Here is a 15,934-nt window from a genome sequence, read left to right as displayed (position 1 = left end):
ACAAACAGCTCGAATGGATTATGATTTCTCGTCACTCTCCCACTCCGATTTCGAGGATCTCGCGCGTGACCTGATCGGGCGGGAGTTCGGCGTCCGGTTTGAGGCGTTTCCCGAAGGGCCAGATGACGGCATGGATGGCCGCCATGCAGCGGCCGACGGCAACATCATTCTGCAGGCAAAGCATTACATCGGGTCCGGCGCTTCGAAGCTGAACTCGAAGATGAAGAGCGAGCGCACCAGTATCGATGCGCTTCAGCCCACGCGCTACGTCCTCGCCACGTCGGCGCCGCTCACTCCGAAGAACAAGGCAACCCTGGTGGCGACAATCGGTCCCGCGCTCCAAAGCACCGGCGACATATTTGGCCCGGGCGACCTGAACGCCCTGCTGCGAAAATATCCCGATATCGAGACGGCGCACCAGAAGCTTTGGGGTCAGAACACGGCCGTCCTCAAAACGATCGTCACCGCGGCGGTCGCCGACGCCCTCCCGAAGCCAGCACCGATCCCGCCGGCGCTCGCCAACCTGCTGCCCGTGCCGGGCGACGCTGACTCTTCAGCAGAGCCTCCGGCTCGAGACACGCTCTTCCTCCTCAAGTCTTCCCCAGCCGATGACGAGTTCGCATTGTGGCTCGCGCCGAAACTCGAAGCGGAGGGCTACCGGGTGTTTGCCGACATCCTGACATTGCAGCCAGGTGACCGCTGGCGGCGCGAAATCAACCGCGCCATTGAGCACCGCGCCGCCAAGGTCTTGCTCGTCTGCCGCAATGCCACGGCCGACGACCAAGCGATACAAGACGACCTGGACATCGCGCTCGATGTTGCGAAGGCGATCGGCGACACGCGCTTCATCATCCAGCTGAAGCTTGAGCAGGGCCGCAAGATGAAGGGTCTGGGCGACGCGATCGCAGTCGATTTCGTTCGCGGATGGGGAGAGGGTCTGAGCACGCTTTCTGAGGCTCTCAAGCGCCAGAAAGCTCCTCGCCGCACGGAAGGGGCTGTGATTGACCCGAACTGGGAGCTGTTCCGGCGGCGGGGTGCGATACCGCTCAAAAATGAGCCCGAACGGTTGACGTCAAACTGGCTTCGTGTCGTTGAAGCGCCGGATGCAATCCATTTTTACGAGGCGACTGGCGTGATCGATGCCGATCGCCTGAAGCGCGCTGCCGCAACCCACGCTTACCCCATCGCGGTACAGGGCCGCGGCTTCCTGTCATTCGCGGACCAAGACGAAATCGACGACGGCTTTGCATCGGTCGGGCGCTTTAAGCTCAAACGCAGCATACCCCTCAAGACGTTCGTCGAGAACGGCGACGACAAGCTCCGGCTTGAGAAGCAGCCGGCCCAGAACATCATCAACGTGATGCTGAAGAGGGCTTGGTACGAGTTCTGCAAAGAGCGCGGACTCCTGGAATATCAATATTCGGGAGGTGTGGGATTTCATGCTTCGCCGGATCTCGCCGCCACGGGCCAGCGCATTCCATGGGGCAAACAAGGTGCGCGCAGGTCGTCGATGCTGCGCAACGTCGCGAAGGGCCATATCTGGCAGTTTGGCGTGACTGCCCTCCCCGCTTTTTGGCCGTTTTGGCACTTTAAGCTCAAGTCGCGGGTGCTCTTTGCAGGTGACAATGGCACGCCGGCGGGCCTCGAGATCGAGGATGCCAAGAAGTTGCATCGTCTCAGGCGGACGATCTGCAAGGGCTGGAGGAACAAGCAATGGTATGGCCGGATGCTGGCATTTCTGGAGCTTATCTCGGGCGAATCCGCTTACATTAGGCTACGCCTTTCCGCGACGGCGGACGCGGTGTTGGAAGCTGCCCCCATCTTGTTCTCGTCGCCTGTTAGCACCGACCTTCCCGACGCCCTGGACGCCGATGAGGAGGAAACGGATCTCAGCACGCTTGGCCGCCCCGAAGCCGACGAGGAAGAGGTGGCAGCATGAAGTTCGCCGAGACATCGCTGATTGTCGAACACCTCCACGAACCCGAGCTTGAGTTTGCTTATGGCCAGCCAAGTCCGCACCCGAAGGACGGGCTCTTTCTCTATGGGCCGCATGCCCGCGCCAAGAAAACGCGCGAAATTCGCGTCGGTGTTGTTGGCACGACAGACGGCATCAGCCATTTCCGTGGCTGGGCGCGCAAGTTGCAGCAGGTGGTTGCGGTCCCGCCGCCCGGCAAAGGCGAAAAGCAGGACCGACTGCATCTCGCCAACTTCCCCGGTCTAGAAGAGACGTTTGGCATCACATTCGAGCCGGACGAGGTGAGCACCCTCTCGATCCCGCTGGCCGACATCGACAAGGCGACCAGCATCCTCAACCTGCACGAGGCCGTCGACAAGGTGGCCAAACTCTACATCGATCGGGTGCGCAAGCATCTCCGGAACGAGGAACAGGCGGTCGACGTGTGGGTCCTTGTCCTGCCCGAGATCGTCTACGAGCGCTGCCGGCCGGGTTCGAAGCGCGCGGGCGTTGCGATGGAGGTGGGCGACTTCAAACGCCGACAGAAGGTGAAGGAGAGCCTCCCACTACTCGCCGCCGCCGGCGTTATCGACCAGAGCAATGAGGATATCTTCAGCGACGTCCCAGACTTCCATCGGCGTATCAAGGCCGAGTTCCTGACGATCGCGCCCACCCAGCTCGTCCGCGAGACAACCCTGGCGCCCGACGCGTTCTTGAACAAAGCCGGGTATCCGGTGCGCAAGACGCAGGACGCCGCCACGGTGGCGTGGAACCTCGCGACCGGTCTCTATTACAAGACCCAGCCGAAACCGCCTTGGCGCTTGGCGACGGTTCGGCCCGGTGTCTGCTACATCGGTTTGGTCTATAAGAGCCTGCCCCAAGATCCTGAGGGTCATGCTTGCTGCGCTGCTCAGATGTTCTTGAATGAAGGCGACGGCGTCGTCTTCCGCGGCGCGAACGGTCCGTGGAAGACCGGCGACTACGAATATCATCTCAAGAAAGTCGCTGCGAAGCGCCTCCTGAGCATGGTCCTCGAGACCTACACCGAGATGCATGGTGAGCCTCCAAAGGAGCTATTCATTCATGGCCAGACCTATTTCAACGACGAGGAGTGGGATGCCTTCTGCGCGGCGGCACCAAAGGGCACCAACGTCGTAGGCGTGCGTATCCGGACGACGGGCGGCGAAACCAAGCTGTTCCGCGACGGCGACTATCCCGTCCTCCGCGGCACCGCGCTGCTGCTTGATCAGCAGACCGCCTACCTTTGGACGACCGGCTACGTGCCGCAGCTCGACACCTACATCGGACCTGAGACGCCCAATCCGCTTCATGTCACGGTGATGAGGAGCAAAAATGCGAAGCCCGACATTCGCACGGTCCTTGCGGACATCATGGGCCTCACCAAAATCAACTACAACAGTTGCAACTTTAATGACGGCCTGCCGGTGACGGTGCGATTTGCGCGAATGGTAGGTGACGTTTTGACGATGGGATCTGCGAAAGGACAGGAGAAGCAGCCCTTCAAATACTATGTCTGATGGCGCTCGTCGGCATCAGACATAAGGGAGTGAGCCAGATAGAAGCCGATGCAGTCAGTGTCCCTAATCGAAGGGTAGCGCAGCGGCAGAGCCGCCGCGACGCGATCGTTCAGGTCGCGGCTGGATATTTCTTCGAGCACGGCTATTGCCGTCCTTGATCTCGGTCAGAACCAGCCGTCCTTGCGCCCTTCGTTGCTGTCGCTCAAGCGTCGGCCGTCGACTGCGGAGCGGCGGACCTCCAGCTCGACTTGATCGCCCTTCCGTCGCGTCCGAAAGTCAGCCTCGCTGAGGCCATTGCGGCGCGCGTAATCCTCGGCCGCCTTCTCGCTACCGAACTTGCCACCTTCGTCAAAATCCCATGCCATGGTCAGTCTCCTTTCATCTGGCCGGCACCGCGCCGGCGCTTCGCTACAAATCGAGGCCCAGGCTCCACTCCGGGAGCGGCGGCAGCAGGTCCGCCTTGTCGGGCTTGAGGTCGGCGGGCGCCTTAAGATCATCATCCTTGGAAGGCGCCGCCGCCGGCAGCGGGCCCTCCGGAAGCGGCGGCAGGTCAGCGAGGATGTCCTCCTGTGTGACGAGGTTGATGCCGTCGATTGGGCCGGGGTCGAACTTGACTCGCTCGGACCCGGCCTTCTTGCCGTCGATGTCGAGGCGGCCGAGCGTTTCGAGGGCCGAGGTCTTGTTGCCCGGATTGGCGTCGAGCTGACGCTCGAGTTTCTCCTTATCATCGACGACCATGGTAAGATCGTCGCGGACACGGGTCACGCCCACGTTGAACAGGCGCTGGTTGGACAGGTTGCGCTCGTGGCTGTCCATGACGGTGATGGCTTTGTCGGTCGTGATACCCTGCGCCATGTGCATGTTGAGCGCGTAGGCGAGGTCCAGGCGCGAGAGCATCGGATCGCCTTGGTCGAGGGTCAGGGTCTGCCTCGCCGCGGTCTCGACGGTGACGCCGCTCGCATCGGCCGACAGCACGCGCGCGAGCGCGGCATTGTGCAGATCCCGCGGTTTGTCATTGGCGGTCCAGCGGATGCGGTCGCCCTCACGCACATGGAGATCCTTCTTCTCTGTGAGTTCGAGGCGATCACGCTTCTCCGTTGGCGAGAGCTTCTGGGGGTCGAACCGGATCTTGCGCCGACCGTCTGACAGTTCGACCTTGCCCGTGGGAAGGACCTTGGTGACGTCGTAGCGTCCCTCCCCGAGCCCCACGTCCTGCGCTCCGCCGCGCCCGACATCGAGGGTTTGGCCGGGCCGATAGGAGGAGGCATAGCGGAGCTCCTCCCGGGTGAGATTGACCCGCTCATAGACTGTCAGGTGGATACCTTCGCCCCGCACGCTGCTTTCGGCCGCGAGCCCGTCCTGGATGCGCTGGTTGATGATCGCGCGGGACTCGCGCCCCGAGGCGAACACGGCGGTGGCTGCGCGGTCGTCGTCACCGAGCGCGAGCCACATCGCGGCGGCGGTCTCGGGCGGGCTTTCGCTTTCATGGACCTTGTCGCCGAGGACCCGCATCGCCTCGCCGGCTTTTCCGACATTGGCGAGCGCGGCGACCGTGCGCAGCGTGTCGGTGCGCTGGCGGATATTCTCGTCCATGCGCGCCATGGTCCCGCCGCCGGCCTGGATCATCGCGAAGGATTTGCCGGCGTCGATCGAGGAGAGTTGCTGACGATCGCCGACCAGGACGAGCTTGTCGACCCCGAGCGCGCCAGCGATCTGGTGGAGTCGCAGCATGTCATTGCTCGACACCATCGAGGTCTCGTCGACCACAAGCATGGCGCCGGCGAGCTTGGCGCGCGCATCCTCGAACTGCGGGCCGTCGCGCTCGGTCACGAACTTTTCGTTGGCGAGGACGAACGAGGCGATCGTCTGGCTCTTGATCCCCGCCCCCTCGGCGAGATCGGCGACCATCTTATTCTGGAAGGCGAGGCCGAGAACCTTGCGACCCTCCGCTTCGGCAACGCGCGCGACGGCCTGGAGCGTGGTCGACTTGCCGGCGCCGGCGATGCCCTGGATCGCAACCGTGCGATCGGCCGAGGAGAGGATGAGTGTCGCGGCACCGAGCTGGCCCGCATTGAGCGGCCGGTCCGCCACTGCCTGCAGGCGTTCGGGCGCGTAAGTCGCCGCCAGAATCGGCGCCGCCTTTCCGGCACCCTTCTCGACCGCGGCAAGGATGCTCTCCTCGGTGCGCAGTGCCTCCTGCGTCGTCAGCATCTCGACGCCCTTGTCGCCAATGCGCGCGACCCCCTGGATGAGTTGGCGGTTCTCGATGAGCTGGCCGATCCGGTGCTCGACCGTTTCGATCGTCACCCCCTTGAGGCCGAGGTCCAGCGCGGTCTTGGAAAGTTGATGGTGGCCGAACGCCGCCTCGCGCTCGGAAAGGATCCGCACCGCCGAGGCAACCGCGAGCTGCGAGCGCGCGACAGCCGGCGATTTGGTGGCGCGGGCAAGCCCACTATCGACCATCGGATCGGGCGAGCGAAGGAAGCCGCCGATGATCTCGCGGGCGCCGGTGATCGCATCAGTGACCGCGCGAAAGCCCCGTTCGAGACGGCTGTCGGAAAGGCCTTGCCCAGCCCGCGCCTCGGCCGAGGCGAGCAGGCTCTTGCCGTCGAACCCGAGCGCGGCCGCCTTGTCGATCCAGCCCTGGACGAGGGTTCCCCGGTCTTCGACATTGAGCTTGGGATCGCGGGTCGTGCTGGTGACGCCGTCGCGCCCCTTGGCGGAAACGATGCCGAGCTCGGCAGCCTTTTCAAGGATGGCCTCACGCCGCTGACTGAAGGCGTCGATCACTGCCTTGGGCACACCAGCGATTTCGAAGGTGCCGTGCTTGCCCTTCGTTTCGACCTGGTAGCCAAGCTGCTCGAGCCCCGCGCGCAGGAACGCGTGGTAGATGGCGCCGATCGTCGTGTTGTTGCTCCAGATCTTGTCGGCATGGAGCGCCTGCCATTTGCCGTCGGGCATGCGGGTCAGATTGGCGACGACGGCATGGACGTGGGCCTGTGGATCGAGGGCCCGGCTCGTATCGTGCTGGAAGAGCGCATAGACGAGATTGCCGGTGCGCACGGGCACCTTGCGGCCCTCGACGTCTTTACGACCCTCCGCGAGATTCTTCTCGACCCAGGCCATGGTCTTCTGGACCGCGCTCATGTTCGCGGCGAGCACGCGCTTGTCGCCGGCAACATAGGCCATGACCGACACCGACTTGGGCACCGAGAAGGTGAGATCGATGCCATTGCGGCGGTTCTCGACCTGGGCAACGCCCTCCCCGCTGGGTAGAAAGCCGCTCAGCGTTTTCTCGAAATCGTCGCGTGCGACCCCGCCGGTGAGCCCGAGGCTGGCCGCCCCTTCCCCGCCCCAGGCGCTGACCTCGGCCGAGCGGTCGGCCGTATAGTAATTATCCTTGAAATCGTCCTTCGCGAAATAGTTCGCGGCACCGGCTGCGGAGCGGACCGAGGCGATCGAGTGCATGGGTCAGATCCCCATGTCGAGATCGTCGCCGTCGCGCCCGGCCGCAAACCCCTGGCGCAGCTCGATGAGGGTCTGATCTTCGACCTGGGGTGCCGGTGAAACGGCGCCGCGAGCATCGCGACGATCACCCTCGCCCCGCGCCGTCGTCGCCTGCTCGCCATTCTTTCCGAGCGCCTTGTCGCCTGCCCGCGCTGCAGGGGCCGACTGCTCGTTCTTGTCGTCATTGCGCTGGGTGGCACGAGCCGGGTCGGCGCTCTCTTCCTCGGATGGTGTCTGAAGGATCCGCGCCGCCATCTCCTTGGCGACATTGCTCGCCTCGACCACCTCGTCGATGATCTGCGCGGCACCGTCGCGGCCGCCGGCCTCGCCACCTTCTTCGCTAAATGCTTCCTCGCCGCGCCTGGAGCGAACGGGCTGCATCGAGGGGCGCGGAATGAAGCCGCGCGCGACCTCAGGATAGTCCTTCCACTCGAGCAGGATCCGCGCAGCCGGAAAGCCGTCCGGGAATTTCACGAAGCCGTGCATCGAGGGCAGGTTCGTGATGTCGTCGGCAATGACGAGAGGCTCCACCTGCTTGCGCGGAGTTAGCGTCGAGGCGTCGCGGTTGTTGTTGTAGCCGTAGCTGTAGGCCTCATCCATCTGCCGCACTTCGCGGTTGCCGATATATTGCGAGCACTCCTCGGCGGTCTTCAATTCGCTGGTCGCAAGGATGAGCTTGGTGCGCGCGAGCGAAGCGAGATTGCGGGCGCCTTCTTCGCCATAGACCTCGACCAGTTTCTGGAAGCTGTGGAGCCCCAGGATCATCGCGCCGCCGAAATTGCGGGCGGTCTGCAGGCCCTTCTCGATCGCGGGCAACCGATGGAGCGCGCCGACCTCGTCGAACATGAACCAGGTGCGCAGCGAGCGCGTGCGCGGCAGGGTCATGAGGCTGGTGATGGCGAGGTTCATCCACAAGGTCAGCAGCGGCTTGTTCATCTCCAGATCGTCGTAGTCGGAGGTGACGAAGAGGATGGATCCGGGTGCCCGGTCGACGGTCATCCACTGGCGGATCGAGAACTGCTCGCCCTCGTCGGGGAGGAAGCGAAGAACCTGCGCGTTGGTGTTGAACACGGCGCGGATCGATTCCGCCATGCGGGCGGCTTCCGGGGCGGTCAACGGGTCGGCGATGGTGTTGGCAAGGAACCGGTGAACGCGCTTCAGGTCGGCCGTCATCAGGTTTTCGGAAAGCGCGAGATTGCTGGTCTGGCCGCGCTCAGCCAAGCGGACGCACATCTCGATGAAGAGCGTGCGCGCCGCAAGGGCCCAAAAGGGTTCGGAGGAGCCGCCGTCCGACGGGATGAGCGCCGCGGCGGCCGAGGTGAAATGGCTGTACGTCGAGCAGTCGTTGAAGATCGACCAGGCCGGGCAGCGCTGGTCCATCGGGTTCAGGATCGTGTCGCGTGCGGGATCGTAAAAGGCTTCGACATAGGCGCCGGTAAGGTCGAAAATGACCGCATTGTCCTGCCGGGCCCGCATCTGGGTGACGAGACTCCGAAGCTCTGTGGTCTTGCCCGCGCCGGTGGTGCCGATCAGCATGGTATGAGATTGCTCGAGCCGGTGCGGATAAGAGACGCCGGCGAGCGAATAGGGATGATGAATGCCGCCCGCCTTGCGCTCGAGGAAGGGCAGCCGGAGCACGGCGGCGGGCGTCATCCGGGGGAAGAATTGGTGCGCGTCCTCCTTGAATTTGGCGAGGTTATGCTGGGCGATTTCCGAAGCCAGCATGTCCCGATCAACGAGCATCGCGCCGCGCTCATGGCGTTCCTGAAGGATCGTCTTGCCGCGTCGGCGGGAGATGTCGATGAACCAGATCGCGAGCGGCGCGACGACGAAAACCGACACCAGAAGCGAGCCGATCAGGGCGCGAATCGTGGTGTCCCAGGCCTTCTGGACGGCGGGGATATAGGGCACCGCCGGCATGATCGTTTTGAAGACTTCCCCATTGGGCAGGGTGACGTTGACGCGCTTGTTCGGATTGAGGTCGACCCAGTTCCACAGCGCGGAATAGATCTTCATGCAGACGAGCTGGAATCCGTGCTCGTCGAGGCGGATCGAGAGGATCAGGAACCAGGCGGCCAGGAAGGCGAAGAACCACGCCAGCAGAGGCAATTTGGCCCCTGAGAACCACATCAGGATCTCGTGGGTGAGAAGCTGGGAGCCGCGCGTGAAATTGCCCGAGTTTCGCTGCACGCGGCCGCGCGCGGAATGGTGGGTCAGCGGGATGTTTTTCCCGTTCGAGCGGATGTCCTCACGCGCCATGATATTGCACCAGGCGCTTGTCGGTTTCGGCGACGAGACGGTCGCGCAGTTCGGGATATTGCTCGCGGATGATGACGTCCAGGGCGAGCTGCTGGAACTCGCTGATCCGGGCGAGCCGGCGCTGGCTGGCGGTCAGGACATCGGAGGATGACAGGAAGACGTTGAGGGCCGACCGGATGATGTCGGCGACGCTCAGTTTCTGCTCGGCGGCAATCGCGCTGAGGCGGTCCCACTGGGAGCGCTCGAGGCGAATATTGTAGTGCCTGTAACTGGTAGCCAAGACCAACCTCCTAGCAGGGAGGCTGGTGGGGACTGAAGAACGGCTCTATTTATAGCGCTCGGGCCGGTCACGGGCAAGTTGAACGTCATGCCCCCTCCCCTCGTAGTCTCGCATACTACGCAGAAATGGCCGATTTCCGCCGATCTCATGCGCCGCCATCGCCGTACTACAACATACTCTCTTTTCCTTCCGCGCTAACCCGTTGTGTAACAACGGAAACCATGCACCTTCAGGTGCGTAGGGTGTGCTAATCCTAAGAGACCGATCCCAGGTCCCGGGCCTGTCTGATGATGGTCGGAGGGGGCCTGTAGCCAGGTCCGGCCAGGCAGGGTCCGCCGTGAGGCGGAAGCGAGAGTCATGACGTCGCGGCGCGGCCGGTCGCATCTCGAAAGCGAGGCAGATGGATCCTCACCGCGCTCGGACGCAGCGCCGAGGCGCGGAACCAATGGCGGCCGTCAGGCCCCATTGGCAGGTGAGGATCGTGACCCGAACGGGCGGAGACAAGGCTTTGCCTTGGCTCCGTGAGCTTGGCCGGCGGCGTCCCACAAGGGGCGTCGGCCGCCCAGCGAATAGAGCCGTCATCGGGCCAAAGCCCGATGCGCCCAGAGCCTCAATTCTTCTTCCGGCCGCCCCATGCTGCCGCTATACTCGGTCCGTTCATAGCCCGATTAGCCTTCACAAGAGGCACCTATGGCAAAGACATTGGAACAGGAGCGTTTGGCACTCGAAGAGGACGAGCGGAAGCTGGAGAGCCGACGCAAACTGCTCGAAGAGAAAGAGCGGCAACAGGCAATTGCGACGATCGAAAGATCGGGCCTGTTGAAGCTCGAAGCCAACCGTCTCTCGGCCCTCATGGATCGGTTCAAGACCCTCGGAATCGAGGCAGTCGAGAAGCGATTGACGGCCTGACCGTCCTGCCGCGGCAACGCCGCGGCACGGCTATGGGGGGTTCGATGCCCCCCATGGCCGTCTCTCTCCCAGCAAAAAAAGGGAGAGGCCGTAGCCCCTCCCCTGATCCTTAGAACTCGTCCGACATGCGGCCCGGGACCGTGTAGACCACCCGGTCGATGAGCCGCATCGGCAGCGCGTCATAGTCGCCTTCGTCGATGGCGATGTAGCGGCCGGGCTCCTCCTCGATGACATGCTGGTCGAAGAAGCTGTGTAGGGCGCGGCGCTCGGCGAAGGCGAGAGCGGCGAGATAGGCAGCGGCGTCGGCGTGGGCGGCGGTCGAGATGATCTGCATGGCAGTGCTCCTGTCGTCTTGAATGACAGGGAAATGGCCGTCGTTGAGGGAGCCGGCGGGTCAGGGACGCCGGCATAGCCGGCGCCGCGAAGCGGGGAGTGGGGGTGCCGATTTTGTCGTGGCTGGAGCGCAGCGAAGCGGAGCGGAGGTCGCGGCAAAATTGGGGGCACCGCTCATCCTTGACGCGGCGGTTCCCTCAACGACATCCTCGGAATTCTGTGAGAGATTTTATCCTCTGAAGGGTGCGCCAATGTCGCCCCAAGGATCATCAAAGCATGATCCCGCGCGGCGGCGGCCGAACCGCTGGACAGGTCCATTAGCCCGCGCATAGCAGGTGCGTCTTTCGGACGGTTGTCACCCGTCGGGTTGGTTCGACCGTGCGCCTGTGTTAGGTCCCTGATGCGCTGCAGAACGGGCAGCGCCGGGACTGGTAATCCCGTCGAGAACGGCAACTCGGGGTGAGCTTTTACGCCGGGGTGCCTGCGCATATGTCCAGGTGCCTCGGCACTAAAAGCGTAGGCGCATGTCTCGACGTGTTACCAGCCCCGGCTCCCGCGCCCAGTGCGCGGGAGTTGATCTGGTCGGGGCGTGCCGGCATCTCCTTGGAAGCCTCAACGCTCGGGGTGATGCTATGGATCGCAATGCGAACGCGCCGACCGTCCAGCGGGCGCTCGGTCTGGCGCTGATGCGGCAGGCACTGGAGTATCTATCCAGGATCGGCGAGGACGAGGCGTCGCGTCATCTGAGCAATGCGATCGACGCGCTGTTGAAGCCGAAGAATGGTCGGGAAAAGACCCCGGCCGCCTGATCGCTGAGCGAGCCGATAGCTAAACGCGAAAGGGCGGCAGGCTCTCGCCCACCGCCCTCTTTCACTTCTTCTTGCCGCCCTGCTTTAGGGCGGTGATCACAGCCGCGAGTCCAAACAGGATCTCTGCGAAATTGTGCCATTCCATCGCTCTGACTTTCAGCGATGGGGACGCGCCCCCAGATTGAAGGGGAATACGTTGCAACGCGCTTGTCCGGTGTTTTGAGGGGCCGACCCCTATTGTCCTGGTTCGCTTTTCTGGATCTGGGTTCGCTGTTTGCTGGCTTTTCGGGTTCGCTGTTTGGATCTGAGTTTTTGCTGGCTGTTTTCGGTTTGCTGTTCTTACTGTCTGGGTTTTGATTTTTCGGTTTTGCTGGTCTGTTTCGCTATCCAAGTGAGGGCGTGGCCACACCCTCCCCGGAGAGATTGGACGCGACCCTTCGGATTTCAAGGATGCCGCGCGCGGGACGTTGATGAGCTTGGGCCATTGGGCCAAAAAAGGGCGCGCCAGCATGTGGCGCGCCCTTCTTCATACCGTCGATCGGGCGGAGGCTTTGCCCATTCGAGGCGGGAACTATCGTCGGCATCAGCGATCGCGAGAAGACGCTCGAGCCGCTCGAGCATGGTGGAAATTCCATGTGCTTCCGCGCGACGCCGTATCGCCGGATTGGCAAGCCGACCACGGATCGTATCGATCGGGATTTCGCCGACATCGTCGGGGTTGAGCCCGAGGCCTTCGAGCAGTGCATGGGCATCGCTCTCGGCGAGATCGAGCTCATCGCCATGATCGGATGTGAGCGATGGACGCAGACGGATCGCGCGATCACTTTCGTACCACCAGACCGCGATCCGCCGGCCCCGGAACTGGGCTTCGTCGAGCACGGCGATCACCGCGGCATCATGGTCGAAAACGCGCGCGAGCGAGGCGAGCGCGAGCGGACAGACGCGTGCTTCGAAGTTGAGCGCGAGCTCGCGCTCGTCGTCGCTGTCGGGATCGAGCAGGGCGAGGCCTAGGCGCTCCCCCTCCTCCCGCAGATAGGCACGGAAGGCAGCGAGCTGGCGGGCATTGATGGTGGCGACAGGCCCGGGTTGATCGTCGGAGGCGGTAGCGATGCGGAACGTGATGGACATGGGCGTCCTCCCTCGTTGGAACTGCTCCCTCGCTCCTCCTCTCCTCGATCCGTCCCGGGGGTTTCGGCGCACCAACGACCGAAGGTCAGTCCCCGGCGGCGCGAGGGGGCTCGATGCCCCTGAGCGCCGCATAGCGACATGAGAAAAAGAAGGAGAGGCCCCGACCGAAGCCAGGACCTCTCCGCTCGGGGCTCACGCTCCCTGTTTGATGCGTTGGTGCGCGAGGCGGACGATGTGCAGCGGAACGCCCGCCTGCCGAAGCTTCTGGGCGAGGTTCTGCTGGATGCCCGAGCCTTCGCAGACGACGGCTTCGACCGGCTTCAGACCCAGGATGCGGTCGTTGCGCACGAAGGCCGCCCGGTTCCCCTGGCTCTTGTCGAGGCGGAACTGGATCACCTTTACGCCGCGCGATGCCGCCCATGCGTGGGCCACCGCATCGCAGCCCTTGGCCTGTGCGGTTGTGGCGAGGATCATTTCCGGAACGCGTGCCTTGATGCTGTCGAGACCGTCCCAGAGCAGGTCGACATCTTCCCAGACCTGACCTCCCGAGAAGGCGACCACCGGGCCTTCGGGTGCGAACTGCTCGCGGCGTTCCCGTGCGCGTGAGGCCAGATAGTCGCGCGCGTCCACCATCGAGGCGGTCAGAGCGGACGAGACCCGGCTTCCCCGGACCGGCGAGAAGGGCTTGCCGGTTTCGACGCGGTAGACCTCGGCGGCATGGTCGCGCATGCACTCCATCGCCTCGCGGCACCCCTGCAGCGTCTGGCAGAGGAGCTGCGTGTCTTCGAGTTCGAAGGCGTAGCTTTCCGAGGGGTCGTAGTTGCGCGCGAGGTCACCGAGCTTCTTGGCGGCGTCATCCTCGCGGCCTTCGATCCGCTTGGCGACGACATGGAAGCTGTTGGCGAACCCCCAGGCGAGATCGCGGGCGAACTCCTCCATCCGGGTGTCGCGCAGCACATCGAACATCGTGGCCATCATCATTTCGACGGCGACGCGAACCTGATCCGGATCGGGCATCTCAGCCTTTTCCGCCGGATCGACGATGGTCATCTTCGCCATTTCGTCATGCTCGAGGAACGCACCCTCGTAAGTTTCAACCTGGGCATCGTTGCCGCGGCTCGCTGCGATGTGGCTGGCAAGGTCTGCGAAGTTCGTGAAATTGGTCATGATAGCCTCCGTTGGATCTCATCCACTCGATGAGGCTCTCCTCAGGACGTGCGGTGGTCGGGGCAGTCAGGGACGTTCACCGGGGCCGGACCCCGGTTAACGCCGCGCCAGCGGGGAGCGGGGGAGCCGATTTTCTCGGGTCCGGTGCGAAGCGAAGCGGAGGACCGGGCGCGTGAAAATTGGGGGGACCGCTCATCCTTGACGGGCTCGGATCCCCGCACGTCATATCTAGGAAGTCATAAGAGAGAGATTTTTTAGGGCACTCCCCTCGCCCCCGGACCCCGCAAGGTGATCGTCACCCGGCAGGGCGGAGACCCGGAAACCGGGGCTCCGGGAGCCGCAGGCGAGTAGAGCACCGGGCCCGTCCAGCGGACGGGATGCCCCGCCTCTTCCGCGGTTCACGCTGGTGCAGCGAATGTTGGTCGAACCCTGCCCACGAATCTGGCAAGTGGCGGACATGACGACGAACAATCCCTTTGGGCCAGGAAGCCCGCTCAACGATCTCTACAAGCGCCAGCGCGAAATGGCCGATTTGCTCAAGCTCGCGCGAGGGCCAGGCTATGAGCTGCAACAGCGCATGAAGGCGCTCGAAGGACCGTTGGCGGCCTATCGCGACCTGGAGAAGACCGGTGTGCTGGCGCAGATCGCCAGCATTCAGAACAGCGGAGTGCTGAGCAACCTGCTTTCGAGCAGCACCTTTCATGCGGCCAATATGGCAGCGCTGCAGGCGCGCTCGACGCCCTCCTGGATGCTGGCGCTTCAGAGCACCGCGCTGAGCGTAGCGCGCAAGGATCTCGGCATCCTCAAGACCCAGCAGCTGCTGGCCGCGTCGACGGGCGCCGATATCCTCAAGCTCGCAGGGCTGGTCGACACCAATCGAACCTTCATCGAGAAGATGGTGGCGGGCTCGAAATGGACCGAGCAGTTCCGCGCTCTCTCGGATCGGTTCGCGCCGAACCTCGCCGGCATCAAGCTGGCCGCCGAGCAGGCCCGGATGCTCGACATGATGACATTGCGTGCCAGCGCGGAGCTCGTTGCCAAGAGCACGGTGGTGATCGTCGCCGAACAGGTGCTCGAGGCGCACGGACTGATCGAGGCGATCGGCCATGCCGACAGCCAGGCGCAAAGCATCGGCCTGTTCGCACAGCTCCTGTCGCTGGTCGGCACGATCTTCGCGGGGCTGCAGGAGAACACGCTCAAGGAGATCAAGGGTGTCGGCGCGATCAAGCTGATCGAACTGGTTCTGATCGCGATAACGATCTGGCACTTGATGGTGCCTGCCGACTTGTCGCCGGCCGAGCAAAAGGCGTTCACGGAGATGAACGTCAAGATCGAAGCGGTGCAGGACAAGCTCGACAAGATCGTGACGGCCAACGAGGCGGCCGACGCATCCTATGTCGAGGGCCTGCCGCGGGCCGAACTGAAGCGCGACGCGGCGATCCGCCGCGAGCCGCAAGGAAAGGCCCCGGTGCTGATGCACGGGGTCGAGGGAACGCAACTCGCGGTCAAGGAAACGCGAGGGAAATGGCGCCTCGTGGTCTACCGCGATCTCCTGACCGACCAGCTGTCCGAAGGCTGGGTCTATGCGCCAGCGGTGCAGATGCTGGACGAGCCCGCTTCCTGACGAAAAGGTGGATGGGCGGCGCCGGAGCGCCGCCCTTGCTGGTCAGAAGAAGTCGATCTTGTCGGCCCGGATCTCGCAGCCGTAGCGGGTGATGCCTTCACGATCCTCCCAGCTCGAATAGTGCAGGCTGCCGCTGATCGCGACGACGTCGCCCTTCTTGCGGGAGGCGCCGGACCGGGCGAGGCCGTTGAAGCAGGTGACCTTGTGGAATTCGGTCTCCTTGGCGGTGTAACCGGTGGCCTCGTCGACATAGGTCTTGCCGTCCTTGAGCTTCACGCGGTCGGTCGCGACGATGAGGGTGGTGACGCTGCCGCGGGTCTCGGGATCCTTGGCGACGCGGCCGGCTAGATTGACGTTGTTCATGGTTGTGCTCCTCGTTGGGTCCAGCGGCCTTCCCGCCGGTGACACCGAAGAGCGGCGTGCGGG

The 15,934-nt window shown here is 63.7% G+C and carries 13 protein-coding genes; 5 read left to right on the top strand and 8 right to left on the bottom strand.

Going from position 1 to position 15,934, the window contains the following annotated elements:
* The first annotated feature begins 13 nt into the window (after positions 1-13).
* Positions 14-1,939 carry a toll/interleukin-1 receptor domain-containing protein gene (locus STE01S_RS16305; protein WP_062769737.1) on the top strand — a complete coding sequence of 642 codons (1,926 nt, stop codon included), beginning with the start codon at positions 14-16 and terminating at the stop codon, positions 1,937-1,939.
* Entirely contained in the window at positions 1,936-3,492 is a 1,557-nt protein-coding gene (locus STE01S_RS16300) for an argonaute/piwi family protein (protein WP_062769735.1), read from the top strand. Before STE01S_RS16305 ends, STE01S_RS16300 begins: the two co-directional genes overlap by 4 nt.
* A gap of 164 nt (positions 3,493-3,656) precedes the next feature.
* On the opposite strand, the gene STE01S_RS16295 is transcribed toward STE01S_RS16300, so the two are convergent.
* The 4 genes from STE01S_RS16295 to STE01S_RS16280 are packed head-to-tail and all read right to left on the bottom strand — an operon-like array spanning position 3,657 to position 9,538.
* The gene (locus STE01S_RS16295; RefSeq protein WP_062769733.1) at positions 3,657-3,857 is read right to left on the bottom strand and encodes a hypothetical protein; all 201 of its coding nucleotides are present in this window, start codon (positions 3,855-3,857) and stop codon (positions 3,657-3,659) included.
* Between the two features lie 43 nt (positions 3,858-3,900).
* Positions 3,901-6,960 (bottom strand): MobF family relaxase, encoded by a 3,060-nt coding sequence (mobF, locus tag STE01S_RS16290; protein ID WP_062769730.1) that lies wholly within the window; start codon positions 6,958-6,960, stop codon positions 3,901-3,903.
* 3 nt (positions 6,961-6,963) lie between these two features.
* A complete protein-coding gene (locus STE01S_RS16285) occupies positions 6,964-9,258 on the bottom strand; it encodes a type IV secretion system DNA-binding domain-containing protein (RefSeq protein WP_062769727.1) in 2,295 nt (764 codons plus the stop codon).
* On the bottom strand, positions 9,248-9,538 hold the full coding sequence (locus tag STE01S_RS16280; RefSeq protein ID WP_062769721.1) for a hypothetical protein: 291 nt from the start codon (positions 9,536-9,538) through the stop codon (positions 9,248-9,250). The genes STE01S_RS16285 and STE01S_RS16280 overlap by 11 nt, the downstream gene beginning before the upstream one ends.
* 690 nt (positions 9,539-10,228) lie before the next feature.
* Here STE01S_RS16280 and STE01S_RS16275 point away from each other — a divergent pair.
* Positions 10,229-10,447, top strand: a complete 219-nt coding sequence (locus STE01S_RS16275; protein WP_062769718.1) for a hypothetical protein — start codon at positions 10,229-10,231, stop codon at positions 10,445-10,447.
* 109 nt (positions 10,448-10,556) lie between these two features.
* Here STE01S_RS16275 and STE01S_RS16270 read toward each other — a convergent pair whose 3' ends face one another.
* Positions 10,557-10,781 carry a hypothetical protein gene (locus STE01S_RS16270; RefSeq protein WP_062769715.1) on the bottom strand — a complete coding sequence of 75 codons (225 nt, stop codon included), beginning with the start codon at positions 10,779-10,781 and terminating at the stop codon, positions 10,557-10,559.
* A gap of 631 nt (positions 10,782-11,412) precedes the next feature.
* On the opposite strand from STE01S_RS16270, the gene STE01S_RS20470 reads away from it, so the two are divergent.
* Positions 11,413-11,589 (top strand): hypothetical protein, encoded by a 177-nt coding sequence (locus tag STE01S_RS20470; protein ID WP_162928306.1) that lies wholly within the window; start codon positions 11,413-11,415, stop codon positions 11,587-11,589.
* Between the two features lie 444 nt (positions 11,590-12,033).
* Here STE01S_RS20470 and STE01S_RS16265 read toward each other — a convergent pair whose 3' ends face one another.
* A complete protein-coding gene (locus STE01S_RS16265; RefSeq protein WP_255265996.1) occupies positions 12,034-12,717 on the bottom strand; it encodes a hypothetical protein in 684 nt (227 codons plus the stop codon).
* 192 nt (positions 12,718-12,909) lie between these two features.
* On the bottom strand, positions 12,910-13,884 hold the full coding sequence (locus STE01S_RS16260; protein ID WP_062769713.1) for a DUF2493 domain-containing protein: 975 nt from the start codon (positions 13,882-13,884) through the stop codon (positions 12,910-12,912).
* Positions 13,885-14,461: 577 nt separating this feature from the next.
* On the opposite strand from STE01S_RS16260, the gene STE01S_RS16255 reads away from it, so the two are divergent.
* Positions 14,462-15,508: an SH3 domain-containing protein gene (locus tag STE01S_RS16255; protein WP_162928305.1), complete on the top strand. Its 1,047-nt coding sequence runs from the start codon at positions 14,462-14,464 to the stop codon at positions 15,506-15,508.
* Positions 15,509-15,550: 42 nt separating this feature from the next.
* On the opposite strand, the gene STE01S_RS16250 is transcribed toward STE01S_RS16255, so the two are convergent.
* Positions 15,551-15,871, bottom strand: coding sequence for a single-stranded DNA-binding protein (locus STE01S_RS16250; protein WP_062769707.1), 321 nt, complete (start codon positions 15,869-15,871; stop codon positions 15,551-15,553).
* Positions 15,872-15,934: the final 63 nt, after the last annotated feature.

This window comes from Sphingopyxis terrae subsp. terrae NBRC 15098 (assembly GCF_001598815.1).
Taxonomy (GTDB): domain Bacteria; phylum Pseudomonadota; class Alphaproteobacteria; order Sphingomonadales; family Sphingomonadaceae; genus Sphingopyxis; species Sphingopyxis terrae.
The sequence above is the reverse complement of the archived record's forward strand: the minus strand, read 5'-3'. Positions and strand labels throughout refer to the sequence as shown.